The 25,015-nt window shown below is 41.6% G+C and carries 25 protein-coding genes and 1 riboswitch; of the genes, 4 read left to right on the top strand and 21 right to left on the bottom strand.

Annotated elements, in window-relative coordinates; all coding sequences use genetic code 11:
* Window positions 1-2: 2 nt before the first annotated feature.
* The 9 genes from EO124_RS01805 to EO124_RS01765 form a co-directional block, all read right to left on the bottom strand.
* Window positions 3-1,292, bottom strand: coding sequence for a homoserine dehydrogenase (locus EO124_RS01805; RefSeq protein ID WP_127058089.1), 1,290 nt, complete (start codon window positions 1,290-1,292; stop codon window positions 3-5).
* A gap of 121 nt (window positions 1,293-1,413) precedes the next feature.
* Complete coding sequence (locus tag EO124_RS01800; RefSeq protein ID WP_127058088.1) at window positions 1,414-1,863, bottom strand: ACT domain-containing protein; 450 nt, start codon at window positions 1,861-1,863, stop codon at window positions 1,414-1,416.
* On the bottom strand, window positions 1,856-2,878 hold the full coding sequence (locus EO124_RS01795) for a lysylphosphatidylglycerol synthase transmembrane domain-containing protein (protein ID WP_127058087.1): 1,023 nt from the start codon (window positions 2,876-2,878) through the stop codon (window positions 1,856-1,858). The genes EO124_RS01800 and EO124_RS01795 overlap by 8 nt, the downstream gene beginning before the upstream one ends.
* Entirely contained in the window at window positions 2,875-3,729 is an 855-nt protein-coding gene (locus EO124_RS01790) for a ChbG/HpnK family deacetylase (protein ID WP_127058086.1), read from the bottom strand. Before EO124_RS01790 ends, EO124_RS01795 begins: the two co-directional genes overlap by 4 nt.
* A gap of 245 nt (window positions 3,730-3,974) precedes the next feature.
* Window positions 3,975-4,421: a nickel pincer cofactor biosynthesis protein LarC2 gene (gene larC2 / locus EO124_RS01785; protein ID WP_127058085.1), complete on the bottom strand. Its 447-nt coding sequence runs from the start codon at window positions 4,419-4,421 to the stop codon at window positions 3,975-3,977.
* A 4-nt stretch (window positions 4,422-4,425) separates the two neighbouring features.
* Window positions 4,426-5,205, bottom strand: coding sequence for a nickel pincer cofactor biosynthesis protein LarB (gene larB, locus EO124_RS01780; RefSeq protein ID WP_127058084.1), 780 nt, complete (start codon window positions 5,203-5,205; stop codon window positions 4,426-4,428).
* Window positions 5,205-5,984 (bottom strand): TrmH family RNA methyltransferase, encoded by a 780-nt coding sequence (locus EO124_RS01775; RefSeq protein WP_127058083.1) that lies wholly within the window; start codon window positions 5,982-5,984, stop codon window positions 5,205-5,207. The genes larB and EO124_RS01775 overlap by 1 nt, the downstream gene beginning before the upstream one ends.
* A 2-nt stretch (window positions 5,985-5,986) precedes the next feature.
* Window positions 5,987-7,765, bottom strand: a complete 1,779-nt coding sequence (locus tag EO124_RS01770; protein WP_127058082.1) for an ABC transporter ATP-binding protein — start codon at window positions 7,763-7,765, stop codon at window positions 5,987-5,989.
* A complete protein-coding gene (locus EO124_RS01765) occupies window positions 7,762-9,507 on the bottom strand; it encodes an ABC transporter ATP-binding protein (protein ID WP_127058081.1) in 1,746 nt (581 codons plus the stop codon). Before EO124_RS01765 ends, EO124_RS01770 begins: the two co-directional genes overlap by 4 nt.
* Window positions 9,508-9,778: 271 nt before the next feature.
* Here EO124_RS01765 and tpx point away from each other — a divergent pair, with 271 nt between their 5' ends.
* The gene (tpx, locus tag EO124_RS01760; RefSeq protein WP_021841871.1) at window positions 9,779-10,294 is read left to right on the top strand and encodes a thiol peroxidase; all 516 of its coding nucleotides are present in this window, start codon (window positions 9,779-9,781) and stop codon (window positions 10,292-10,294) included.
* 236 nt (window positions 10,295-10,530) lie between these two features.
* Here tpx and EO124_RS01755 read toward each other — a convergent pair whose 3' ends face one another.
* The 10 genes from EO124_RS01755 to EO124_RS01710 form a co-directional block, all read right to left on the bottom strand.
* Window positions 10,531-11,865: an amidohydrolase gene (locus tag EO124_RS01755; protein WP_127058080.1), complete on the bottom strand. Its 1,335-nt coding sequence runs from the start codon at window positions 11,863-11,865 to the stop codon at window positions 10,531-10,533.
* Between the two features lie 90 nt (window positions 11,866-11,955).
* Complete coding sequence (locus EO124_RS01750) at window positions 11,956-13,200, bottom strand: adenosylhomocysteinase (protein WP_127058079.1); 1,245 nt, start codon at window positions 13,198-13,200, stop codon at window positions 11,956-11,958.
* Between the two features lie 143 nt (window positions 13,201-13,343).
* The gene (mtnA, locus tag EO124_RS01745) at window positions 13,344-14,396 is read right to left on the bottom strand and encodes an S-methyl-5-thioribose-1-phosphate isomerase (protein WP_127058188.1); all 1,053 of its coding nucleotides are present in this window, start codon (window positions 14,394-14,396) and stop codon (window positions 13,344-13,346) included.
* A gap of 47 nt (window positions 14,397-14,443) precedes the next feature.
* On the bottom strand, window positions 14,444-15,265 hold the full coding sequence (gene mtnP / locus EO124_RS01740) for an S-methyl-5'-thioadenosine phosphorylase (RefSeq protein ID WP_127058078.1): 822 nt from the start codon (window positions 15,263-15,265) through the stop codon (window positions 14,444-14,446).
* Window positions 15,266-15,457: 192 nt separating this feature from the next.
* The gene (gene hslO / locus EO124_RS01735) at window positions 15,458-16,348 is read right to left on the bottom strand and encodes an Hsp33 family molecular chaperone HslO (protein ID WP_021842100.1); all 891 of its coding nucleotides are present in this window, start codon (window positions 16,346-16,348) and stop codon (window positions 15,458-15,460) included.
* Window positions 16,349-16,505: 157 nt separating this feature from the next.
* Window positions 16,506-16,967: a 6,7-dimethyl-8-ribityllumazine synthase gene (gene ribH, locus EO124_RS01730; protein WP_127058077.1), complete on the bottom strand. Its 462-nt coding sequence runs from the start codon at window positions 16,965-16,967 to the stop codon at window positions 16,506-16,508.
* A gap of 82 nt (window positions 16,968-17,049) precedes the next feature.
* Window positions 17,050-18,246, bottom strand: coding sequence for a bifunctional 3,4-dihydroxy-2-butanone-4-phosphate synthase/GTP cyclohydrolase II (locus EO124_RS01725; protein WP_127058076.1), 1,197 nt, complete (start codon window positions 18,244-18,246; stop codon window positions 17,050-17,052).
* 87 nt (window positions 18,247-18,333) lie between these two features.
* The gene (locus tag EO124_RS01720; protein WP_127058075.1) at window positions 18,334-19,035 is read right to left on the bottom strand and encodes a riboflavin synthase; all 702 of its coding nucleotides are present in this window, start codon (window positions 19,033-19,035) and stop codon (window positions 18,334-18,336) included.
* The gene (gene ribD, locus EO124_RS01715; RefSeq protein ID WP_127058074.1) at window positions 19,016-20,281 is read right to left on the bottom strand and encodes a bifunctional diaminohydroxyphosphoribosylaminopyrimidine deaminase/5-amino-6-(5-phosphoribosylamino)uracil reductase RibD; all 1,266 of its coding nucleotides are present in this window, start codon (window positions 20,279-20,281) and stop codon (window positions 19,016-19,018) included. Before ribD ends, EO124_RS01720 begins: the two co-directional genes overlap by 20 nt.
* Window positions 20,282-20,462: 181 nt before the next feature.
* A riboswitch (FMN riboswitch) is annotated at window positions 20,463-20,597 on the bottom strand.
* Window positions 20,598-20,680: 83 nt separating this feature from the next.
* The gene (locus EO124_RS01710) at window positions 20,681-21,745 is read right to left on the bottom strand and encodes a hypothetical protein (protein ID WP_127058073.1); all 1,065 of its coding nucleotides are present in this window, start codon (window positions 21,743-21,745) and stop codon (window positions 20,681-20,683) included.
* 575 nt (window positions 21,746-22,320) lie between these two features.
* Here EO124_RS01710 and EO124_RS01705 point away from each other — a divergent pair.
* Complete coding sequence (locus EO124_RS01705; RefSeq protein ID WP_127058072.1) at window positions 22,321-22,932, top strand: sigma-70 family RNA polymerase sigma factor; 612 nt, start codon at window positions 22,321-22,323, stop codon at window positions 22,930-22,932.
* 83 nt (window positions 22,933-23,015) lie between these two features.
* The gene (locus tag EO124_RS01700; RefSeq protein ID WP_241230645.1) at window positions 23,016-23,603 is read left to right on the top strand and encodes a GH25 family lysozyme; all 588 of its coding nucleotides are present in this window, start codon (window positions 23,016-23,018) and stop codon (window positions 23,601-23,603) included.
* A gap of 88 nt (window positions 23,604-23,691) precedes the next feature.
* Here EO124_RS01700 and EO124_RS01695 read toward each other — a convergent pair whose 3' ends face one another.
* Together EO124_RS01695 and EO124_RS01690 are read right to left on the bottom strand one after the other, a co-directional pair.
* Window positions 23,692-24,054: a hypothetical protein gene (locus EO124_RS01695; protein ID WP_127058071.1), complete on the bottom strand. Its 363-nt coding sequence runs from the start codon at window positions 24,052-24,054 to the stop codon at window positions 23,692-23,694.
* Between the two features lie 235 nt (window positions 24,055-24,289).
* Window positions 24,290-24,478: a hypothetical protein gene (locus tag EO124_RS01690; RefSeq protein WP_127058070.1), complete on the bottom strand. Its 189-nt coding sequence runs from the start codon at window positions 24,476-24,478 to the stop codon at window positions 24,290-24,292.
* Window positions 24,479-24,737: 259 nt separating this feature from the next.
* Here EO124_RS01690 and EO124_RS10370 point away from each other — a divergent pair, with 259 nt between their 5' ends.
* Window positions 24,738-24,860: a hypothetical protein gene (locus EO124_RS10370; protein ID WP_277600389.1), complete on the top strand. Its 123-nt coding sequence runs from the start codon at window positions 24,738-24,740 to the stop codon at window positions 24,858-24,860.
* Window positions 24,861-25,015 lie beyond the last annotated feature (155 nt).

The following is a 25,015-nucleotide window of genomic DNA, read 5'->3' as shown; positions in this document are numbered from 1 at the left end:
TCCTAATCGGTCATAATAGGAATAACGCTGCCGATTTCACGAACGACGCGAAGATTATTGAAGGCATCAATTACATTCGAAATATACGAGCGTGGACAAGACGATGTAACAATAGCCAACGTAGAGGTCGTTTCACTTTCATTACGCTGCGTTACGGCTTGTACGGAAATGCGCTGTTCCGCCAATTTTGACGCGACTTTTGCCAAAACACCGGTGGAATTGTCTACTAAGATGCGAATGTAGTAGGACGATTCAATTTTACCGGACGCATATAAATTCTTTTCGGAGAAATAGAATGGTTTTAACTGACCAAGGTGGTTAGTTTGGATATTTTTGGCAATTTCCATGATGTCACTTACGACAGAGCTGCCAGTTGGCAAGCTGCCGGCGCCGCGGCCATAGAACATGGCGTCATCGATGCCGTTGCCCTTAACATATAAAGCGTTATAGGAACCGCGTACCGACGCGAGCGGATGATTGCTGGAAATAAAAGACGGATGCACATTAAGCGACAAGCCTTTTTTAGTTTCTTTCGCAATGCCCAACAATTTAATGGTATAACCGAATTCTTTACCAAAGGCAATATCCGTAGCGTCGATTTTAGTAATCCCTTCTACGGATACGTCTTCAAAGAATATACGACGGTTAAAGGCAATGGATGATAAAATAGCCAATTTACGAGCCGCGTCGAGCCCTTCCACGTCGGCCGTCGGATCTGCTTCGGCGTAGCCTAAAGCCTGCGCTTCCGCCAATACTTCGGCATAGCCGGCGCCTTTTTCAGTCATATTGGACAAAATAAAATTAGTTGTACCGTTCAAAATACCTACGATTTCCGTAATTTTATTTCCCCCTAAGGATTCATAGAGGGTACGGATAATCGGAATACCGCCTAATACGCTTGCTTCGTAACGTAAATCAACGCCGTTTTTACCGGCTAAATCCAATAAATAAGGGCCTGCTTCAGCCAACAAATCTTTATTGGCCGTAACTACACTTTTCTTAGCTTTTAGAGCTTTTTCAACACAATCACGAGCGAAAGTGACACCGCCCATAACTTCCACAATAATTTGAATGGACGGATCTTCAAAAATCGAGTCTACATCATTCGTAAACTGCGTACCTTCCGGCAACGTAATGTGGCTGTATTTTTTGGCATTACGCACGAAAATTTTGCTGACTTCAATCGATACACCGGTGCGATTAGCAATTAAATCACGGTTTTTAACTAATAATTCAAATGTTCCTTGCCCTACGGTCCCAAATCCCAGTAAAGCGACCTTAACTTGTTCCATCTTCTTCTCCCTCTCTCTTATAAGAGTGCCCCGGCCTATTAAATAAGTCGGGGCTAAGCCTATTTTTCTTTTTTATTAGCCATATTCTTTAACGTTGAAATGAGTAATCAATCTGTTTCGATTAAGCCTGACCTAAAATTTCAACTTTCAAGATACCGCGGATACTACGGATATTATCCAAACATTCTTCTAATGTAGTGGACAGATCCTTGGTTTCAAAGGCAATTGTTACGTTAGCAATGCCTTGAAGCGGAATATCTTGGTTAATTGTCAAAATACTGCCGTTACTTTCGGCAATAGCCCGTAAGATGCTGGATAACATGCCCGGATCATTAGACATGGATACCGTAATAGATACGATTTTACCTTGGGCAATCTCGTAAAACGGGAATACATAGTCCTTATATTTATAGTAGGCGGAACGACTTAAATCCATGCGTTCAACCGCTTCGTTAATCGTTTTAGCTTCGCCTAATTTTAGAATTTCTTTTACTTTAATCGTCTTTTTAATGGCTTCAGGAAGAATGTCTTCTTGAACCAAATAAAATTTGTCTTTCTTTAACTTAGCCAATGTTACTACCTCCATCTTTTTCCTGTTCATCAGTCATTGCCGCGCCGGCTACAAATTGACGACCGTAGAGGGTAAATACGGAATACATGCCAATGAAAAACGGCAAATATTCAGCCACTACACGCCAGCCAACTGCGACAATTCCGACAGTCCCTAACGGCAAAAATGACTCAAACAAATAAACGAATAAACCTTCTGCTACACCTGTACCACCCGGTGTAGGGGCAAAATACAAAATAAGATTTAATAAAATCATGCGATTGAGGACTTCCACAATCGGTATATCCCATGTAAAGGCCATCATAAGTGCCGGTGCTATCGTATATAAAGCGATAAGACTCAAACCGGACTCAATGAAAACCACTATGGACTGAAATGGTCTGGCATAGATTAAGCTAAAACCTTCATTTAACTCAGCTAATTTGGCTAACCAACTTTTAGGATGACCACTTTGTAACCGCTCGGCTACAATGTAAACAAATCGTTTCATTAAATTGGTCTGCAACAGATATAAGCCAAAAATTGTACAAAGTACCATAATAAATGATATTTGAATCAAAGCTTCGTTGCTGATGTAAGGAATTGTTATGGAGCCGTGTAAAAATATAACCGGTAACATAGCAATTAAGAACAAAATAGAAAATACGGTTCGAATTAGTACAATCGGCGCCCCTTTCATAACGGGTACACCGTAACTCTTAAGAATTAAAACCTGAGCCACTGCACCGCCGCTGGCACCGGGTGTCAGCATGGCCATAAAATAGTTACCGAATATGACACGTAAAATAGCTTTAATCGGTAATTTATAGCCGCCCATTTGTACTAACCGCTGTAAACGTAAACCGTCAAAATACATACCCACAGCCAACGCAATCAAGGCCAACAACAGGGATGTAATATTAAAGGTTTCCAGAGTTTGTAACGCTTTTAAATCGATGGTGAAATAAATAGTGAGCCCTGAAATAACCAGTAGCAAAAGCCCTAACAATAGGCCTCGCTTGAGCATCTTATTCATTCACATTCACCATAATTGAGAAGCTGAATCTGATGGAACTTGATAAACTCTTTTACCGGTTCCGCACACATAGCGGCTAACTCACTTTCCCAGTGATAATCCCAAGGGAATAAAGCATTGAGAACCCGATTATTATTACCGGGATGGGTCATAATTTCATGACTGCCACGAGTACCGGCTACACGATGAAGAATTTCCATTAATCGTTCTTCCGTGAGCTGACCGCCACTCATCATCCCCCAGAAATAACGTGGTGACCAAATACCCATACGACTTGAAAAGGTGTATGCTTTATCGGCCACTTCCGCCAAACCTACCTTACCGGCAAAACGCCCCCATTGATTAATTCCGTTGCGGAAAAAACGATCTTCCGCGGGAATGCGCATCTTTTTAATGCCGTATTTTTTCAATAAGGATGTCATAATCGGTGTGATTTGCGGCAATACATGCAAGTGCTGATGTCCGTCCGCATGCGTAATGGTAAGTCCGGAGGATACCACTTTTTCGAATTGTAAATCCAATTCTTGATAAACTTCTTCAAAATTAATATCTCCCGATACCGCTTTCTTAATAAATTGCGGATAGGAGGTAAAAAATCGACCGTGCTCGTCAACGAGGCTCGGTACTTTGTCGGCGCCGCTTAGTGGTTTAAGACCACCCACAAGGGCTGTGTGGACGCCAATCCCCAATCGAGGATTTTCCTTAGCCATAGCAACTGCTTCGTCAAAAGCATCGCCATTGGCCAATAACGATGTGCTTGTGATAATCCCCTCTTTGTGCCCTTTAATGATACCTTCGTTAACGGCTTGATGTAAGCCGAAATCGTCGGCATTAACAATTAATCGTATCATATGCACCTTCTACTTTTTTAATATTTAATCATTTAAAGAGGATATATGTTATTTTAACATATGTCTATTGGTAGTGTATAGTGGAATTTTACTATTACACACTAATTTTAGGAAAAAATTATAAACAATTAATGAACTGCTGATAATATTACCATAAAATTTACCGTCATGATGCACTAAATCACGACAGATGATACTTTTCATCTTGAATTTTAAACAATTAGTGTGAGAGACTATATTTTACACTAAAATACGGGACTTGTTAAGGTGGCCCACACTTCTTTTTCTAAAATTTTTATAGGAATATTTAATGTAAGTGCTGCGTTAGCTAAATCTTCGTATTCAAGGGAAATATTTACCAGTTTTCCGTCGTGAAATGCCTTTTTTACATGTATCTTTTGATTTTTATAAAAAATCTCTTCAAATTCTCGTTCACAAATTATACGGTCTACCGCAAAATATCGAAAACCGATAGTGGTGGTATTCTCAAAAATCAATCGGCTTATATCCTTTAATTGTTCTTTAGGTGCCAACACACTGAGCATAATAGCCGGTCTTCCCTTTTTCATAATAATAGGGGTTAACCACGCATCATTGGCGCCGCCCTTCAGCAAGGTATCCAATAAGGGACCATACAGTTCCGGATTCATGTTGTCGATATTGGCTTCAATTTGAATTAATTGTGAGTTCATACATTCACCTCTGACTGTTAATCATATGAGCCAAACGGCCGGCGCCGAAACCGTTATCGATGTTCACTACACCGACTCCGGCGGCACAGGAATTTAACATGGATAACAAGGCTGCTAAGCCTTTAAAATTAGCGCCATAGCCTACACTGGTAGGCACGGCTATAATCGGTTTCGTCACAAGGCCACCGATTACACTTGCCAGAGCACCTTCCATGCCTGCTACTACAATAACGACATTGGCGGATGTAATATCATCTAAACGATGAAATAGACGATGAATCCCCGCTACACCAACATCATAAATGCGAGTCACCTCATTCCCCATAAGCTCCGCGGTTACGGCGGCTTCTTCGGCGATTGGAATATCACTTGTCCCCGCTGTTACTACCGCAATAGTACGTCCCTCATTATGTATGACTTTGTCACTATGCCGATAAATAATGCGACTCGTTTCATCGTATTCAATTTCAGGAATGACCGTTTTTAAAGCATCATAAATGCTCGGTCTTGCTCTGGTGCCCATATATGTACCGTAGTGTAAATTCAATTCTTTTAGAATCATAATACACTGTTCATCGGTTTTACCTTCACAATAGACCACTTCGGGGAACCCCTGTCGTTTGGCGCGATCCAAATCGAGTACGGCATCTTGTAAATTACGAGATCGTTCTTCTTTTTGGACCGTTTGACTAATCAATTCGATAATCGATGACTTACATCCTTCTAAATCAAGGGTACCATTTTTATAAGCTTTTAAAATTTGGCTGATGTCCTGTTCATTCATTATAACCAACTCTCTCTCACTGCATACATGCATAAAGCGGCCGCTACCGATAAATTAAGGGACTCAATAGGTCCATACATGGGTATAGTTATCCGATTATGGGCCATGTTGAACCACGCTTCACTGAGCCCATTCGCTTCGTTGCCTAAAAGTAATAAGGTTTGCTTCGCAAATGTTACATCTTGAATAGCCACAGCCTTATCTAAGGCGGTCGCATAGGCCGTTAACTGACTGTTTTCCATTAGGTCCGCCACATCTTCAACGGTAACATTCTCAAAAATCGGTATTTTAGTGATGGCACTCATGGTGCTGCGAACGGTCTTTTCATTATAAGGGTCTACACTGCCTTTGGTTAAAAAGAGCCCCTTCGCACCGGCCGCTAAAGCGGTACGAATAATAGTCCCCAAATTACCGGGGTCTTGCACTTCATCAAGTAAGACATATAGGCCATCGGTAATAACTAAATTGTTAATATCATGAGTTTGCTTTTTCACAATGGCAACGATGCCTTGGCCGTTTACGGTAGATTCGATGGTATGCATCAAATCACTGCGCACCGACCATAACTTGATGCCTCGTTGCTCCGCTTCCGATATTATTGCCTCGTAGTTCCTGTCTTCTCTTAGAAAAATCGTGGTTACCAGACCGGTAGACATCATATCACTTACGGTGCGAAGACCTTCCGCTAAATATTCACCATGTATTTTGCGGTATTTTTTGCGCTGTAAAGATTGTGCATATTTTAATGTTTTATTATCTTTTGACGTAATGAGCTCCAACCTTATTTCGCCTCCCAAAGTGCAAAGAATTCACCCTTTTGTGCAATTAATGATTCATAATCCCCCTGCTCTACAATTTGTCCGTGCTTAATCATATAAATACAATTAGCCGAACGAATAGTCGATAAACGATGGGCAATGCTGATAATCGTTTTTTCACCGCGAATCGTTTCAATGGATTCTTGAATCAATTGTTCCGTATGACTGTCAATATGTGCCGTTGCTTCGTCAAAGATGAGAACCTTACGATCGCGCACCAAAACGCGAGCTAATGCTAACAACTGCTTCTGACCGGTGGATAATAAAGAACCTAAATAGCCAACCGGCGTGTTATAGCCTTGCGGCAGTCGTTCAATCATGGCGTGCAAATGGGCCTTTTCGGCCGCTTTTATGAGATTGTCTTCAGGAATTGTGTCATCGTATAGGGAGAGATTTTCACGAATAGTCCCTTTGAACAAATGACTATCCTGGAATACATAGCCCATTACTTCACGCAAGACAGCCGGCGCATAATTGGCTGTATCGTAGCCATTGATGCGAATCGTACCTTTGGTAGGTCGGTAAAAGCCCATTAATAAGCTCATCAAGGTAGATTTACCGCCGCCGGACGGTCCTACAATGCCCACAAATTGTCCACCGTCGATGGCAATGGAAATATCTTTTAAGGCATAATTATCGGAATCATCATAGGAGAACCATACATGGTCAAATTCAATAGTGTTAATCGTTTTAAACTCTTCCGGAATTGCCACCGCTTCTATGGTCGTGTCGGACTCTTCATTAATAATCGGCACCAAACGCTCCGCACCGGCTAAGGCACTTTGCAAGTTATTATATTTTTCGGCGATTTCTTTAATCGGCTGGAAAAATTTATCCATATATTGGATGAAGGCAAATACGGTACCTGCTTCCGTCACCGAGTCGAACCAATTGGTAAAACTGAAAATAGCGATAAAAATTACGAACAGTAAGCCGTCCACTATCGGGCGGAAGATGGCGAAGGTTTTAACCTCGAATAAACCGGCTTCTAAAAATTCACGACTGATGCGGTCATACTGCTTCGCCATAATTTTTTCACCCACATAGGATTTAATAATAACGATGAAGTTGAGCATTTCCTGCACCGACGTATTGGAAGCGGCCAATTTGGTACGGACACCGCGGAACGCTTTACGGCTGTATTTTTGATAGATAAAAATAATAACCGCCATAATCGGCACCAGCAAGGACACTAAGGACGCCAACTTTACGTCGATAGCGAACATGGATATTAAAATACCGATAATCATGAGCACACTGCTGCCCAACTTTAACACTACATCGGTGTATAAAGTGCGCAGTGATTCCGTATCATTGGTTACTCGTGTAACCAAGTTACCGATTGGCAATTGCCCGAAATGAGCCGGTGTGCGCGCTAAAATCTTGGAAAATACTATATTACGAATTTCAAAAATAATGCTTTGACCGAATTTTTGTAACGTATAGTTTTGCACAAACAAGGCAATAATACTGAAACAAATCGTCATAAAATAGATACCGGCATATTCTGTAATAATGCCGATGTCGCGTTGCGGAAAGGCCGTATCGATTACGGTTTTCATCAAAAGCGGGCGCAGTAAGTCGAGGCCCATGGCAATCAACAAAAACAGAGCGGCCCACAAAAGCAGGAAGGAATGCGGCTTTATATATTGACCTAAACGGCTTAATAGCAAGATATCTTGATGCTTCGTTAACTGAGCCTCTTCCTGTACCGTATAGGAACTGGTATGTTGCTTGCTCATTGGTCCCCTCCTTCCTCAACTACACCGATAAGCGGTTCATCAAGCTGCTGGGCATATAAGCGATAATACTCGCCTTCTTTGGCCATAAGCGCTTCATGAGTACCTTCTTCGACAATGGTACCTTCTTTAAAAACAATAATGCGATCTGCTTCGCGGAGTGCTTCCAAACGTTGGGAAATGAATAATAAACTTTGATTACGACCTTGGCGTAAAGTGTTTATAATCGTACCGGCACTGATGGTATCCAAAGCGGAGAAACTATCATCCAGGAGCAAGTACGGTGCATTTTTATAAAGACCGCGAGCAATATTAACACGCTGTTTTTGACCGCCCGATAAATCGGTGCCCCCTTCTTTTAGTCGTTTAGCCGCCGGCGCCAGGCGTTCGCTTAAATCACGTGTCAAAGCCGCTCGTTCCGCCGCTTGCGAAAGTTCCAACGTATGATCTGACGCTTCCCCAAAGGCGATGTTTTCACCGATAGTAGTGCCTAACAAATACGGTTCCGGCGGTACATAGGCAATGCTGCGCCGCAACACTTGAAGCGGCATAGACGTAATGTCTTCATCCCCCACATAAATACTGCCTTGCGGCGTATCGTGTAAACGCAATAACAATTTAAATAGCGTAGATTTACCGGATCCCGGGCCACCGACGATACCGATAAATTCACCCGGTTTAATCGTTAAGTTTACATCGTGCAGCATAGGTACTTTTGTTTCCGGATAGGTAAAGGTTAAATCTTTCACGGTAATCGTGGTCAATGGTAACTCCCGTTCCTCGTCGGTTGGTTTTTCTTCTTCAATCATGAGGAAGTCGTAAATACGATCCAAGGATGCCAACCCTTTTTGAAGCACCGATAACAAGGAACCAATCCCCATAATAGGGCCGATAATTAAGCTCAAATAGCCGTTCACAGCTACGAAATCGCCTACGGTAATTTCATTAGCAATGATTAAGCGACCGCAGATAAAAATGGCGATGGCGTGACACATAAAAGGAGCCACGAACGTGAGCGGTGCCAAGATTGAATCGAGCAAGGCAACGCGCATGTTCTTATCGTAATTTACCTTGTTAATGTTATTAAAGCGCCATAAACTGCGCATTTCACGATTAAAGGCACGAATGACGGGCATGCCGAGGAATAATTCTTGAGCGAACTCTGTCATGTCGCTATACGTATTCTGTGCTTCTTTTTGACGCTTACGCATGCGGCGACTCACGGTGAGCATACCGATTAAAATAAACGGCATCGGTAATAAAGTAAGTGCCGTCAAAGAAACGCTGATTTCTTTAGCCATCAAGAAGAATGAAAAAATACCGAAAAAGATGGCATCTACTAAAATCATTACCCCCAGGCCTAAGGAAACGCGCAAGGATGTTACGTCATTGGTCATTAAGGCCATAACCTTACCGGGGCCATTTTTTTCATAATAGGCCGTAGGAATATATAATGCATGATCAAATAAACGACGACGCAGTAAAAATTCAAAGCGACGAATGGATCCCAACAGCAAATGTCGGGATGAAAATTTTAGCACAGTGACAACAATAGCTAACATAAAAAAGTACCCTATATATGTAGTAAGGCCTTCCTTACCGTAATATAAGGTGTTAATGGCTTCCCCGATGAGGCGCGGAACATATAAAAACAGAATGTTAATCGTAATCAGAATCAAAACGCCCAGCAAATAGACGGGCCCATAGCCTTTAAAAAATTGTGAAAAAATAGTCAGTTTTTTCATTATCGTCTCCAAAAATAGTTAGATTTTTTATTTTATCTATAAAAATAAAATGATATATTTTACTTCTATATTGTAACATAGTTTATATCACATCGAAAATCATCAATTTTTATTTTACTTATAAATTCTATCATGCTATACTTAATATGGTAAGCGGAGTTGTACGGCATTTATAAAAATAACCGTCTCCACTCTACGAGGCAGTGAAAATTGTTCTCTGTCAGATAAATTAAACATTAAATTTTGAATTAATCTTAGGAGGTTATTCATTATGGAAAAACGTACCGGTGTAATTACATTCGCAGGCAATCCAATGACATTATTAGGTAAAGAAGTAAAAGTTGGCGACGCAGCTCCTAACTTTACTGTTTTAGATAACGGCTTAGGCGCTAAAACTTTAAAAGACTATGAAGGCAAAGTAAAAATTATTTCCGTAGTTCCTTCCCTTGATACCGGCGTTTGTGACGCTCAGACTCGTTGGTTCAACAAAGAAGCTACCGAACTTTCCGACGACGTAGTTATCTTGACTATCTCCATGGACCTTCCATTCGCTCAGAAACGTTGGTGCGGTGCTGCCGGTGTTGATAACGTAATCACCCTTTCCGACCACAAAGATGCAAGCTTCGGTGAAGCATACGGTTTCTTGATTGAAGAACTTCGTTTGTTAACTCGCGGTATCGTTGTTATCGGTAAAGACGACAAAGTGGCTTATGTTGAATATGTTCCGGAAGTAACAAGCTCCGTTAACTTTGATGCAGCTGTTGATGCTGTTAAAAAATTAATCTAAGGATTAACTTGATTAACTCACATAGAGTGTCGAGCATTGGCTCGGCACTCTTTTTTTGTCCTATGCCCCTAATTTCCCTCGTCTTTAATTCAAAACAGCGCAAAAAAACTACGGCAAAAAATTGCCGTAGTTTAATTTTTAGCTCTCATTTTGGTTGGATGAGGAAACCTCTTTTTTAGCTCTCATTTTGATTGGATGAGCAACCGCTTTTATGACTATATTACACAATATATGTTCTATTGTTTAAATATTTCAGTCTTACTCATCACGTCATGACGTAACTTTTCTTCGTCGATGGTGAGTAATTCGCGGTCTTTCATGACTACTTTGCCGGCTACAATAGTTGTCTGAACATCAGAAGAATTAGCCGCATACACCAAAGAGGCTACATCATTGTAACGTGGTAACCAATGCATGCCCGTTACATCGTATAAACAAAGATCGGCACGATAGCCTTCCTTAATGAGCCCCAAATCGCTATAATCAAGCACTTTAGCTCCTTCAACGGTGCCTAATTGTAAGGCTTGATGCGCCGGGATGGCTTTCGGATCAAAGTGAGTTGCTTTATGGAGCGTAGCCGCTAAGCGCACTTCTTCAAGCATATCTGCATTATTGTTGCTGGCGGATCCGTCGGTGCCGAGACCTACTGTGATACCTTTTGCGAGCATAGCCGGCACATCGGCAATGCCGCTGGCTAATTTAAGATTGGACTGCGGATTATGAGCAACGCGCACATTTTTGGCTTTCATGATATCAAGGTCTTCATCCGTTAAATGGACGCCGTGAGCCGCCACACAGCCCGTATCAAACACGCCTAAATCATTGAAGTGAGCAATCGGAGTTTTGCCGGTTGCTTTAATTACGTTCGCCACTTCCCCTTTAGTTTCACAAAGGTGAATGTGAATTTGAGCGCCTAATTCATGGCTAAGATCCATGACTTTTTTCATATAGTCATCAGGACAAGTATATGGCGCATGTGGCCCAAGCATTACTTTGATGCGGTCATTGTCAAAACCGTGCCAATCATTGAATAAATGACGGCTATCCACCAAGGCTTGTTCGGCTGTAGGTGCCACACCAGCCATACCGCGCGATAAAACGGCACGAATACCGGTTTCTTTTACCACCTTGGCCGTATCGTTCATGAAGAAATACATATCACTGAAACAAGTGGTGCCGGAACGGAACATTTCAGCAATACCTAAGCGTGTACCGACTTCTACCAATTCACTGGTTAACTTAGCTTCGGCCGGCCAAATGGCGTTTTCAAGCCAATCCATGAGCTCCAAATCATCCGCGTAGTTACGGAATAAGCCCATAGCGATGTGGGTATGGGTATTGACAAGACCCGGTGCAGCTACACGACCGTGACCGTCTAAAATGTATGCCGCATTACCGCATTCTTTAGTGATTAACTCTTGACCAAAAGGTGTCTGACTTTCTTCTTCGGTCAAAATTTTATCGATATACCCATCTTTAATAATCAAAGTTACATTACGCAACATGTCTTTGCCGGATTCGGCACTTTCCCCGGTAATGCAATCAATATTGCGAATTACAATATCAGCCATTTATGTCTCCTTTAGTTGAACCGCTACCAACGTACTCTATTCAGAATACATGACACAACCGTTTGTGCCTATATCCTTCGATGCAGTCTCTTATTGAACTTTATGCAAATAATCGTATTGTTCTTGAGTCAAGGCATCTAAATCGTAGCCCATGTTCTGTAATTTAACTTTAGCAATACGTACATCCAGTTCATGCGGCAAAATATGAACTGTTGCTTCCATATCTTTACCATGGTCAAGCAAATATTCAGCAGCCAATGCCTGCATAGCAAAGGACAAGTCCATGATTTCCGCAGGATGACCATCTCCAGCGGCGAGGTTAACAAGACGCCCACCGGCTAATAAGTAGAGAGTTCGTCCATCAGCTAAGCTGTACCCTTCAATGTTTTTACGAAAATTTTTATGAGAAACAGCTACTTCGGCAAGTTCGACACCGTTTACTTCGCAGTCGAAATGACCGGCATTACACATAATGGCTTTATCTTTCATTACTTCAAAATGTTGTTTGCGGATTACATCTTTACAGCCGGTTACGGTGATGAAAATATCACCGATTGGAGCTGCTTCAATCATAGGCATTACTTTAAAACCGTCAAATACGGCTTCGATGGCTTTAATCGGATCCACTTCGGTAACGATAACATGAGCGCCAAGTCCTTTGGCACGCATAGCTACGCCTTTACCGCACCAACCGTAGCCGGCTACGACTACATTTTTACCGGTAACGGTTAAGTTAGTGGTACGCATGATACCGTCCCATACGGATTGGCCCGTACCGTAACGATTGTCGAAGAGGTATTTACAATAAGAATCGTTAACGGCAATCATTGGGAACGTCAATTTATTTTCGTTAGCCAACGCGTGGAGACGATGCACGCCCGTCGTTGTTTCTTCGGAACCGCCGATAAGACGTTCTTTCGCATCGGTACGGGTGGTGTGCAATAAGTTTACCAAGTCACCACCGTCATCAATGATAATATGCGGTTTATGGTCTAAGGCTTTATTTAAGAACATGAAGTATTCTTCTTCGGAGCAATCATGCCAAGCATATACGGTAAGGCCCATATCAACGAGCGCTGCCGCTACATCATCCTGAGTGGATAATGGATTAGAGCCGGTTACGATAACATCGGCGCCGGCTTCTTTTAAAATCGTAGACAAATACGCCGTTTTAGCTTCCAAATGAACACTTACTACGACGGTTTTGCCTTCAAATTTATGGCTGGCTTTGAATTCTTCGCGCAAGCTGTTAAGGGCAGGCATAAAATTGGACACCCATTCAATCTTTTTGCGTCCTTCCGGTGCCAACTTAATGTCTCTGATTAATGATTCCATGATAACCTCTTCTTTCTTGAAAAACATCTATAATAATACCGATATAAGTAAATTTTGTAGTAATGAGTATATAAACCTAGGTACGCCTAATTTAGACTGAACTATATTATTTGAAATCCATCAACTGATTCATATAGAACGCGTTAGCGTACAAGCTTCTTTTGTAAATCGGCAATCGCTTTATTGTAAGGTGCTTTTAAAACGCCTTCTTCCGTGATAATAGCACTTACGAGTTCATGCGGTGTTACGTCAAAAGCAGGATTCAAAACGTCGACTCCGTCCGGTGCGGTCGGGATACCGGCAAAGCATTTAACTTCATCGGCACTTCGCATTTCGATTGGAATATCACTGCCTTTAGCCAAGGTAAAATCAAAAGTGCTGTACGGTGCGGCTACATAAAACGGAATATTATGAGCTTTTGCCGCTAAGGCTACGCCGTAAGTACCGATTTTATTGGCCACATCCCCTTCCGTAGTAATGCGGTCGGCCCCGACGATAACAGCATCGATAAGACCTTGCTGCATAGCATAAGCGGCCATATTATCGGTTAATAACGTAACGGGAATACCGTCATGGTGAAGTTCAAAAGCCGTTAAGCGAGCGCCCTGCAAAAGCGGTCTCGTTTCATCCGCGTATACCCGTTCTAATTGACCGTTAGCGTGAAGTTCACGAACAACGCCAAGAGCGGTACCCAAACCGGCTGTCGCCAAAGCACCGGCATTACAATGCGTTAAAATGCGAATGCCTTTTTTTCCTTCGAAAAGAGTAGCCCCCGCTTTAGCCATAGCTGCGTTTAAACCTTGGTCTTCCAAATCAATAGCTTTTGCTTCCGCTTCGATTAACGGCAACGCGTTAATCATGGTGTCGCAAGGAAATACGATATTTGTCACAATACGGTCAATGGCCCAAGCCAAATTAATGGCGGTAGGGCGTGTTTCTTTTAAAGTATTGGCAAATGTCAAGAAATTAGCCCGCTGTGTTACTTCATCAGGTGCCGATTCAATGGCCTCACGGGCAGCCAAAATAAGACCGTAACCGGCGGCCACGCCGATGGCCGGCGCCCCGCGGACACGTAATTTTTTAATGGCTTCTGCCACCTGACGCCAGTCAGTGCAATCGATATATTCTTCCCGGTTCGGTAATTTTGTTTGGTCTAATAAAATCAAAGAATTACCGTTCCAAGTAATGCTCTTCATGGATTCGCTTTTTAACGTATCCAATGTATGAACTGCTTCTTCTAAACTCATAGTAATTCGCCCTCTTTACCTAAGGCCGCTTTAAAACCGCCGTATTCAGCCAAACGATGATGACATGGTAAATCCTGATCCGGATCAAGTTTTTCAATCGTACGCAAAATTAAGGCTTTAAATTTATCGGACATTTCAGCCATAATATCAAGTACTTCCTGATGCGTTAGTTCAGTCGGCGAAATACCGGCAGCAAAGTTGGTTACCATAGAAATCGTGGCATAAGCAATTTCAGCTTCGCCCGCTAACACCACTTCCGGAACATTCGTCATGCCCACCGTATCGGCGCCAAGCATTTTGAACATCTTAATTTCAGCCGGCGTTTCAAAGCGAGGGCCTTCCGTGCATACGTAAGTACCACCGTTATGAGCATCGATATTGAGTTCCGATGCGGCTTCCATAATTACCTTACGAAGCGCCGGTGAATAAGGATTACCAACGCCTAAATGAACGACTTTTTTACCGTTACCGTCAAAGAACGTAGACACACGAGATTTTGTAAAGTCAAGGAATTGATCTACCAAAACGAAATGGCCCGGAGCAAAATCCGTATTTAAAGAACCTACCGCCGTAGTGGATACAATCATGGTTACGCCCAATTTTTTGAGACCCCAAATATTGGCGCGATAGTTAATCAAATGAGGCGGAATAGAATGACTTTTACCGTGACGGGCCAGGAATATAAGCTGTTTACCCTTATAGCTGCCACTGGTATAAGCAATTTCACCATACGGCGTTTGCATAGTCTTTTCTTCAATATTTTCAAACATAGATGGATCGTACACACCGGTACCGCCAATAACTGCGATTACACCCATTATAGTCACCTCGTCTTATCTTTCTTTACAATTATCTTTTTTACTAAAAAATAAACCTCCGGAGCCTGAGCCCCGGAGATTCCATACCTTAGTTACTGCCCTAAGGCTCGTCTATTCTATTGTACCACAATCTAACTGATTGCGTTAATCATTTGTTTTTGAAGGTCAAAACATGTTTATCAAAAAATCTGATTAATGAGCTGCGCCATCGTTACGGGACGCTTCTGCAAAAATCTGTTTCAATTCATCACGGCTGAACTGATATTTTTCATTGCAATAATGACAAACAAGCTCAGTCGTTTCATCTTCTAGAAGTTCTTCCTTATCGGCAGGCTGCAAGGTAGCCAAAATTTGTTCAAACCGTTCACGGCTGCAAGTACATTTAAAGGCTACATCCCCTTCATATACTTGTTCACACGTCAAACCGGCCAATACTTTTTCTACTAAACCTTCGCCATTAGGATGCGCTTCTAAATAGTGAGAAATTGGTCCCAATTCATTAATATTAGCTTCTACTTGTGCCAATGCTTCATCAGTTGCATCCGGCAGAGCCTGCACGAGAAAACCGCCTGCAGCCTTAGTCGTTCTGTCCGTATTTACCAGAACACCTAAGCTGATAGTGGCCGGAATCTGTTCGGAGGTATATAAATAGTAGGCTAAGTCTTCCGCTACTTCACCGGTTTGCATAGGGCTTTGGGACGTGTAATCTTGACGAAGTTTGGTAAAACGAGTTACCTGTACTTCACCATCATGACCGACAGCAGCGCCTACATCGAGTTTGCCGGCATATTTTAAAGGTACTTCCACATGTGGGTTATCCACATAACCACGCACTGTGTTGTCACTGAAAGCATCCACGTGAACAACACCTAACGGGCCTTTACCGTTCAAACGTAAGCTTACATTTTCTTCGTTTTTAAAATCTCCTGCCATTAAAAGGGCCCCCGTCATGGTACGGCCGAGAGCCGCCGTAGCTACAGGGCTCAAATCGTGACGCACTCTGGCTTCTTCTACAGTGTCAGTCGTTACGGCAAAGGCCATACGTACACCTTCTTTAGTCGTATAACGACGAATAAAATCCATATCTATTTTCCTTTCTGATACGTGTAATTTAAAAATTCAACTTAAAATTAAATCATAAAATTCAACTAAAATATTAAACGCCACTTAACGTTAATAATTAAACAGTGCCAATTATACTTCCAATAATTGGCACTGATACTCACTTACTATAAAACTCTTAGATTTGTTCCAACAAATTAACCATTTCAATAGCGCCCATAGCACAATCGAAACCTTTGTTGCCTGCTTTAGTGCCGGCACGTTCAATGGCTTGTTCGATATTTTCAGTCGTAAGAACACCGAACATAACCGGAACACCTGTTTCAAGGCTGATATGAGCGATACCTTTGGAAACTTCGCTACATACATAATCATAGTGAGTTGTGGATCCGCGAATTACGGCACCAACACAGATGATAGCGTCATATTTACCGCTAAGAGCTGCTTTTTTGGCAACAATCGGAATTTCGAAAGCGCCCGGCACCCAAATTGTGTTAATATTTTCTTCCTCTACGTCGTGACGTAACAATGCATCCATAGCGCCACCGATTAATTTGGATGTAATGAATTCGTTAAAACGAGAACCGATAATAGCAAAGCGTTTTCCTGTGCCTAATAATTTACCTTCTGTAACCATCATAATAGCCTCCTAATAGTCTAAGCGATTTTCTAAAAATTAAAGCTTCAACTTCTTCTAAATTATAATAATAGGCTCATCTTAATTATAGTAAATGACCCATTTTTTCTTTTTTTGTCTGTAAATAGCCGGCATTGATATTATTGGCTTTTACAATCACCGGAACGCGTTTATTTACTTTAATGCCCCAGTGTTCCAAGCTGTTTTTCTTAATTGGATTATTGGTGATAAGATTTACACTCTTAATGCCCAAGAAACGAATAATTTGCGCCGCCAACGAGTATTCACGCATATCAGGCGGGAAACCTAATTCCACATTGGCTTCCACCGTATCGAGGCCTTTTTCCTGCAAAGCGTACGCTTTAATCTTATTGGTTAAGCCGATGCCGCGACCTTCCTGGCGCATGTACACAACAACGCCCTTACCTTCTTTTTCAATGGTGCGTAAAGCATTGTGAAGCTGCTCACCGCAGTCACAACGTTTAGAACCGAATACATCGCCGGTAAGACATTCGGAGTGAACGCGTACGAGGACATTTTCAAAATCTTTAACATCACCTTTAACAATTGCTAAATGTTCTTTGTGATCCAAGTAGTTTTTGAAAACAAAAATCTTGAAATCGCCAAATTCAGTCGGCAAATTAGATTCAGCTGCCAAGGTAATGATTGGTTCGTGCAATTTACGGTATTCGATAAGTTCGGCAACGGACGCAATTTTTAAATCGTGCTTTTCGGCAAATGCCAATAAATCATCAAGACGGGCCATGTTGCCGTCATCTTTGGTAATTTCGCAAATAACGGATGCTTCCTTAAGGCCTGCCAAACGGCATAAATCAATAGATGCTTCCGTATGGCCCTGACGAACCAACACGCCACCTTCTTTATACTGCAATGGGAATACGTGGCCCGGGCGACGGAAATCTTCCGGACGAGCTTTACCGTCAACCAACGCACGAATTGTCAAAGCACGTTCGTATGGCGAAACACCGGTCGTCGTATCCACATGGTCAACACTTACGGTAAAAGCCGTTTCGTGATTATCTGTATTTTTAGTCACCATTTGACCGATTTGAAGGGCGTCCAAATCAACCTTTTTCATAGGTGTGCAAACAATACCGCGCGCTTCTTTAACCATGAAATTGATATTTTCCATAGTTGCAAATTCAGCGGCAATCATGAGGTCCCCTTCGTTTTCGCGTTTTTCGTCGTCCACGATAATAACCGGTTTGCCAACCTTGATATCCTCTAATACTTCTTCAATGGTGTTCACTGTTTTCGCCATACTAGCATCTCCTTAAAACATGAATTGTAAATCTATAAAAATAAACTGTTATGAGTTCTTTGTTGCTTGTTAATTATATTGTTTTTATCAGATAAAGCCTTTGCTCATGAGCCAGTCTTTTGAAAAACTCTTTGACTCCTGCTTGGCCTCACCGGTTGCCCTCGAAGCATTGGCTGCTCCGGTACCCGAACTAGGTTCTTTATCGAGCGTCATAAAATGACGAATGTAACGACCGGCTATATCGGTTTCTAAATTCACTACCGTGCCCACTTTGGCGTTAGCCAATACAGTATTGGCTATGGTGTGAGGAATGATGGATATTTCAAAATACGTGCTCTCTCGTTTGGAAACGGTAAGACTGGCGCCGTCAACAGCGATAGAGCCCTTATAAATAATATAGTCCAATACATCGGGTGTCGTCTCAATTGTGAACACTACCGAATTATCCAAGTTACGGATTTGACGAATTCGCCCTTGGCCGTCTACGTGACCAGCTACCATGTGGCCACCGAAGCGCCCGTTTGACGCCATGGCTCGTTCCAAATTAACCGGCTGGCCGGATGTAAATTTAGAAAACGTCGTCATATTCACCGATTCCGGCATAACATCGGCTACGAACTGCTTGCCCGCAAAGGATGTTACGGTAAGGCAAACACCGTTAACCGCAATGGAATCACCGATTTTCATATCTGAAAAAATCACGTCACCCGCAATGGTGAGTCGCATGGCTTGCGCATTCCGTTGAGCGCTGACCACATGACCCACTTCTTCAATAATCCCCGTGAACATAGGCACCGCTCCTTCCTGCTAAATATGTTTCAATTCGTATATTATTAGCTAAAATTTCAACCGATTCAAAGACTAAATCAACACCGTCGGCCAATTGATCAATGCCCGTACCGCTGATGGCACCTAAAGCTGCCTGACCACCAATTATGGTGTTCCCGATATAAGTTACGATTTTGTCAAAAGCTCGTGCTTCCACAAATGAGGCAATAACCTGACTGCCGCCCTCAACGAGGACCGAAGTAAAACCAAGTTCAGCCAATTTTGTTAAAATCTCTTCAATCGGTAGTTGCGCTTTTGTTGCTCCGGATTGTTTTATCGCCGAAGCATCATCAGTGTCATGCGTGTCAGTCGTGCCAAGCGTGTCAGTCGTATTAGTCGTATCAGCCAAGATAACCACTTGTGCACCGGCCTTTTCCAGTTCATTAATACGAGATGCTTCACACTTTGAGCTTACGAAGATATATACTTTACGATTTATTTGTTTAAATATATTGGCATCCGTTGGTGTACGGCCCATGCTGTCGAGAACAATTACGTCCGGCTGATGAACTGCATACTCATTGACGTCTTCCGGTTGCCAACGGCAATTAAGACTCGGATTATCACTCAATACCGTGCCGATACCGGTTAAAATCGCATCATGAAGGGCTCGAAGTTTATGCCCGTCCATGCGTGCCGTTTCATTCGTAATCCACTGTGAATGACCGGTTCGCGTGGCAATCTTACCGTCCAGCGACATGGCCGACTTCAAGGTGACAAAAGGCTTGCCCGTCTTTATAAATGTCAGAAAACCTTCCACCAGTTTAGCGCATTCCTTTTCGAGGATTCCGGTAGTTACTTCAATCCCCGCCTCGCGAATCATCTTAATACCTTTACCGGCAACCAACGGATTCGGATCAATTAAACCAACTACAACCCGTTTAATGCCCGCTTCGATAACACGCTTCGCACAAGGCGGTGTTTTGCCGTAATGCGCACAAGGTTCGAGCGTTACATAAAGTGTCGCCCCATTGGCGTTTTCACCGGCTGCCTTTAGAGCATGTACCTCGGCATGAGCCTCGCCGGCTTTTTGATGATACCCTTCGCCGATGATTTTACCGTTTTTCACAACCACCGCGCCCACCATAGGATTAGGATGTGTAAAACCGGTCGCCCGCTTGGCCAACGTTAATGCCCGCAACATATACTGCTTATCTTGTTCATATTCAGCTGTCTGCGGCTTCCCCGTATATTGTTCATCTCTCATATTATGAACTCAACTCCTAACAAAAAAGGACTATAGTATCTATAGTCCTTGAGTTATTTACGTTATATATCGTTTATTGTTTAAAATTGCTGAAAGCCTTCAATTACCTCTAATTGATTCACAGCAAATCATAAGGCAAACGCCTTGAATCCTAACAGCTTAATTAAAACGCAAACGTATAGCGTGTCTTTTCCCATCCAGACTATACTGTCGGTCTCGGAATCGCACCGAGTCAACCCATTTCAGAGCTTGCGGACTATGACCGCCGGTCAGGAATTGGAATGCTTACATTCCGCACCTTGCCTCAAAGACTATCTATATATAATTATTTAAGATGACTCTTCCGAATCTAATTAGTATCAAATCGAGCATCTTTTCTATAGTTGATTATACTATCATTTAGCTGATAGTGCAAGAGGTTTGCACTATCCGTTTTTGTATTCTACCGGCAGCTCTATTTTTCACATTTCCTTTTTTGATTGCCAGTTCGCCAAATTGATTAATATAACCGCTGCCGTAATTAAGTGTGAGAAAATACAGGCCCCAACGGAGCGAAGCCAAGTTGACGGCTAAACTTTTCAAAACTCGTGCCACTTTTACTTTATGAGGTTGTGAATTAAGAGACGTCGGTCCGCCTTGATGTGACTGATTATTAATACCCACGGGTACATCGCTCTTGGTCGCTTGTTGTGAAAACGCATTCAAAAAGGCGGCTTCAAAGGCATGAAAAGACTGATGCACCGATTCCATTTCACGACGTATGTAAGGCCGTGGAATCTTTTTCGAAACTTCAATGTAGCTTACCATGTTCTTCAAACGCTCTACTATGTCATACAAATCCATAGTTCGGCATAATAAAATTTGGAACGGCGAGGACAATTCTTTATAGCCAAAATTCACTAAAGCGACATTGATATCGCGTATGATACGCCGACATCCCTTGAGATAAATACGACCATACGTAAACTCCCGCCTCTCTTTAGATTTGCAGGTCATTTCTTTATTACTAAGTCTGGTAGCATTGATCAAATCATGCAGGGAAAATGGGGCTAACATGGAGTACCGATTATGAGTAAGACAGGTATAACGCTGCTCATAATGTACTAAATGGCAGATTTTAGAAATAATGATATGGGCATCTTCGACATAATCCGCATATTCTTCTTCCTCCCAAAGCAATTCAGGATCCATGGCCTTCATATAACCATCGTTGAACATATCCACGATTTTATCTGCATGCCGCCTGGAAAATATATTTAATTTCAAATACTCCACCAAGAGCATGTATCCTTCATTAAAAGGCTTCATTACAGAATCTATGGGCGCGGTATCGAGCAACGACTCCTGCAACCGCTCCTCCAAAATACACAGAAAGAAATTAAGATACTGTGGAATTATAAAATCTTTACCGGCATCAATACAATACGTTCGCTCGATCGAAGTATACGTGTCATTTTCCGCCATATATACAACACTCCCCTATAACGATAAATCCCCGTGGTCAATTAATTTAAATTTGAAAAATCCTTATTAACGAAAAAATACATACTCTTAGCAATAAACAAGAATAGAATCTGTCAAATGGTCTCTTTTTTGTCAAAATACTTAGCCGCCTTATTCCTAATCAGCGTATCCATTTAAAATGCGCTACACTTAATACTTGCGTTACTACGCTATTCTAATGGATTTACTTGCCCCCAACTACCGATTCTTCAAACCCGATATATTTTCGCAAAAAATAGCGTACTAATATCATCATTTATTAGTCATTATAAAACTGTAATTATGAAAAAATCAGACATATTACCGACATGCTCTACTCTATACCTTGGCACGCAATAAATCAAGATTCATAAGTGGTAAACTTTTTCGAGTTTTCCCCGGATTTGCTTGAAAACCGCCACTTTACTATACTAAGACTCGTGATTGCAATACACGTTTCAACAAATTAGTTTGTAATAGCAGGCTGCAAAATTTAAAAATGAAACATCCTCGAGGAAATCTTTAGTTTAAACGTATAAGGAAAAGAGGTTTTTACTATGACTCCTAATGTAGCATGGAGCGATAATCAATTAATGGCGACTATTAACGCAGCTCAGCAAAATAATCAGGCCGCTCTTAAAGCATTATGTCGCAAATACGAAGGACTTATTCACAAGTACGCTCATGTGAGCGCCGTACAATGTGAAGCCAATGATATGGAAAGCTTACTGTGGGAAGTGTTCATTAGGGCCGTCAAAGAATACGACATTAACGGCGACGTCCCCTTCTCCGGTTTTGTCAAAAGTCGGATTAAATACGGTCAATACAATGCGTTTCGAAAACTTAGGAAACAATGGCAGCGGGAAACTTTTATTATGGATCAATCTACTGACGGGGACAATAAAACCATGACGTTTGAGGATATCTTAGCCCCTTCCGACAGTGCCGAAACAATAGCTTTAGCTAATGCAAATAAAAAAGCCGTAGCACGAGCCTTCAAGCGACTCATGCCACAGCAACAAAAACTACTCTATGCTTATTATATTGAGAACATTCCCCTGGCTCAACTGGCCAAACAACACGGCATCAGCCGACAGGCCATGCAGCAACATAAACATCGAGCATTAGCAGCATTGACCGTGCTTTTTAACGAAGAACAGAATAAATAACTATGAATAACAATGAATTTCTACAAATAAATATAAATATATATAAATTATAAATACGATACTAAGGAGATACGAAAGATACTATGAAAATGAATCAATTAAATAGACACTACGGGATTGACGTGAGCGAACATAATGGCATTGTAAATTGGCAAGAGGTACGTGACGCAGGCATCGAATTTGCCATCATACGCCTTGGCTATGGGCGCGGGCATTTGGATAGTCAATTTTATCGTAATGTAAACGGAGCCTTAAATGCAGGCATAAGCATTGACGTATACTATTATTCATATGCGCAAAACTGCAATGATGCCATCGAAGAAGCCGCTTTTGCCACCCATATCTTAAATGACTGCGGCCTCGTCCCTGCAAGACTGACCATGGGCCTTTGGTATGATGCGGAAGAAGCCCCTTATTGGGACACACAACAAATCACCAACCGTTGCAGCGCCTTCATCAATACGGCCTGGCAAGCCGGTTACGCCTATGCCGGCGTGTATGCCAATTTAGATTGGTGGACCCATCACATCGACGGTACCCAGCTCATGTGCCCTAAATGGTGCGCCCAGTATAATACCACCTGCGATCTACCGTCTGCCCATATGTGGCAGTATACCGATTCACTGCGGATTGGTGAAACGCTGTTTGACGGGGATGTGTTGTGGTCGTAAAAATATAATGAATTAGAGAAAATTAAGGTAAAGTAAAACCGACGTTGTTAATTCATCGCCGGTTTTTACTTTCCTAACATTTTTTATGTTACTTCCATATAAATTCAGCTAAGATATTAATACCTATCTGTGTGCAAACTATTAATAGCATAATAAAATGGATAAAACTCTCAGCAAAAGATTTCATTACACAATTCAGCCCACCCAGTTCATCACCAATATCATATACAGACTCACTATCCGGATGTGCTAAAACCGTTTGCTCGTTGTAAAAGCTTTTAACATCTTTTTGAAATATATAAATTGCAATACAACAAAGATACTCACTATATAATTCAAGTGCATATGTTATAGGATCAGCTATTTTATACGGAATACTAGTATACGCTGTCTCATTATAAATGACAAAACCATAGCATAAAAGCATTAAGCCAAAGAATCCCCAACGCAACTGAATAATATCCTCCCAATACTTTTTCAAACTATCGGTTAAGGTATTTAGAAATAGTAACAAAAAAAGTGTAGCTACCAGAATAACCAGCGAATAAATGGGATAAATAAAAATAAAAGAACCTAAAATTTGTATACTACCCAGACACAATATACAATTTATGGCGAATCTCACATTATGACTATCTTCCCGATTACTAAATAGTGCCCAAATCGTATTCAATACCCATGAGGCGCTAACAAAAAAATATTTCATCCATTGGTATTGTTATGTGAAATGTACCATGTAATACTCCTCCGATTGGCAATGCAAATAAAAAGAAAAATGTAATAAACATAAACAACTTTGAATCGACTCGTTCCATAAACTTTACATCTTCAGGCTTATTCTCAATAATTAAAAATAAATGCTTGATTCTTTCCATAATATCCTCCCCTTCGCCTAAACATATAATTATCGGTGCATACCTACTGTAGCAAAACACCCGGACATAAGGGTGGGAGATAAAAAAATATAAACTAGATAACTGCTTACTCATTATATTTTCATTAAAATTTAAATGGCATTTAGTATTGAGATTTTATCAACTATTAAGCGCCGTATTAACACGATTAGGGAGCTTTGCTGATACAACAACACATCATGTCCCTCATCCAACAACTGACGGGTAAGCTCATGAACCTATGCCGCAATTAGTAAAAGCAGAACCTGTTGCAGAAAAAGCGGCTCCAAAAACAATAGCCATTTATACCATCGTGGCCGATCCGGAACCAGAACGGAAAAAGAAGAGTACAATAGGGGACTAATTCAAAAAAAATCTTAAATGAATAATTAACCACTTCTATTAATAAGTAGTTAAATTCCTTATGTTTATGTGCTAAATTTAATTTAAAAAAAGCGATGAATTTTCATCGCCTTTTTTTATAGAAAAATTATTATTTTTTTATTTTGTCCTTCAAAT

This window comes from Veillonella ratti, assembly GCF_003992115.1.
GTDB lineage: Bacteria > Bacillota > Negativicutes > Veillonellales > Veillonellaceae > Veillonella_A > Veillonella_A ratti.
This window is presented reverse-complemented; position numbering and strand designations above follow the sequence as displayed.

Bases quoted from the DNA above. Each gene is read 5' to 3' on its own strand.
- EO124_RS01720 (WP_127058075.1), bottom strand. From the start codon at position 19,035: ATGTTCACGGGGATTATTGAAGAAGTGGGTCATGTGGTCAGCGCTCAA.
- mtnA (WP_127058188.1), bottom strand. From the start codon at position 14,396: ATGAAGAGCATTACTTGGAACGGTAATTCTTTGATTTTATTAGACCAA.
- larC2 (WP_127058085.1), bottom strand. From the start codon at position 4,421: ATGAACTCACAATTAATTCAAATTGAAGCCAATATCGACAACATGAAT.
- mtnP (WP_127058078.1), bottom strand. From the start codon at position 15,265: ATGGGTGTAATCGCAGTTATTGGCGGTACCGGTGTGTACGATCCATCT.
- EO124_RS10370 (WP_277600389.1), top strand. From the start codon at position 24,738: ATGCCGCAATTAGTAAAAGCAGAACCTGTTGCAGAAAAAGCGGCTCCA.
- larB (WP_127058084.1), bottom strand. From the start codon at position 5,205: ATGAATGAACAGGACATCAGCCAAATTTTAAAAGCTTATAAAAATGGT.
- EO124_RS01725 (WP_127058076.1), bottom strand. From the start codon at position 18,246: ATGGCGAAAACAGTGAACACCATTGAAGAAGTATTAGAGGATATCAAG.
- EO124_RS01700 (WP_241230645.1), top strand. From the start codon at position 23,016: ATGAAAATGAATCAATTAAATAGACACTACGGGATTGACGTGAGCGAA.
- EO124_RS01805 (WP_127058089.1), bottom strand. From the start codon at position 1,292: ATGGAACAAGTTAAGGTCGCTTTACTGGGATTTGGGACCGTAGGGCAA.
- EO124_RS01710 (WP_127058073.1), bottom strand. From the start codon at position 21,745: ATGGCGGAAAATGACACGTATACTTCGATCGAGCGAACGTATTGTATT.
- EO124_RS01790 (WP_127058086.1), bottom strand. From the start codon at position 3,729: ATGATACGATTAATTGTTAATGCCGACGATTTCGGCTTACATCAAGCC.
- EO124_RS01705 (WP_127058072.1), top strand. From the start codon at position 22,321: ATGACTCCTAATGTAGCATGGAGCGATAATCAATTAATGGCGACTATT.
- tpx (WP_021841871.1), top strand. From the start codon at position 9,779: ATGGAAAAACGTACCGGTGTAATTACATTCGCAGGCAATCCAATGACA.
- EO124_RS01750 (WP_127058079.1), bottom strand. From the start codon at position 13,200: ATGGAATCATTAATCAGAGACATTAAGTTGGCACCGGAAGGACGCAAA.
- EO124_RS01755 (WP_127058080.1), bottom strand. From the start codon at position 11,865: ATGGCTGATATTGTAATTCGCAATATTGATTGCATTACCGGGGAAAGT.
- hslO (WP_021842100.1), bottom strand. From the start codon at position 16,348: ATGGATTTTATTCGTCGTTATACGACTAAAGAAGGTGTACGTATGGCC.
- EO124_RS01795 (WP_127058087.1), bottom strand. From the start codon at position 2,878: ATGAATAAGATGCTCAAGCGAGGCCTATTGTTAGGGCTTTTGCTACTG.
- ribD (WP_127058074.1), bottom strand. From the start codon at position 20,281: ATGAGAGATGAACAATATACGGGGAAGCCGCAGACAGCTGAATATGAA.
- EO124_RS01765 (WP_127058081.1), bottom strand. From the start codon at position 9,507: ATGAAAAAACTGACTATTTTTTCACAATTTTTTAAAGGCTATGGGCCC.
- EO124_RS01770 (WP_127058082.1), bottom strand. From the start codon at position 7,765: ATGAGCAAGCAACATACCAGTTCCTATACGGTACAGGAAGAGGCTCAG.
- ribH (WP_127058077.1), bottom strand. From the start codon at position 16,967: ATGATGGTTACAGAAGGTAAATTATTAGGCACAGGAAAACGCTTTGCT.
- EO124_RS01690 (WP_127058070.1), bottom strand. From the start codon at position 24,478: ATGGAAAGAATCAAGCATTTATTTTTAATTATTGAGAATAAGCCTGAA.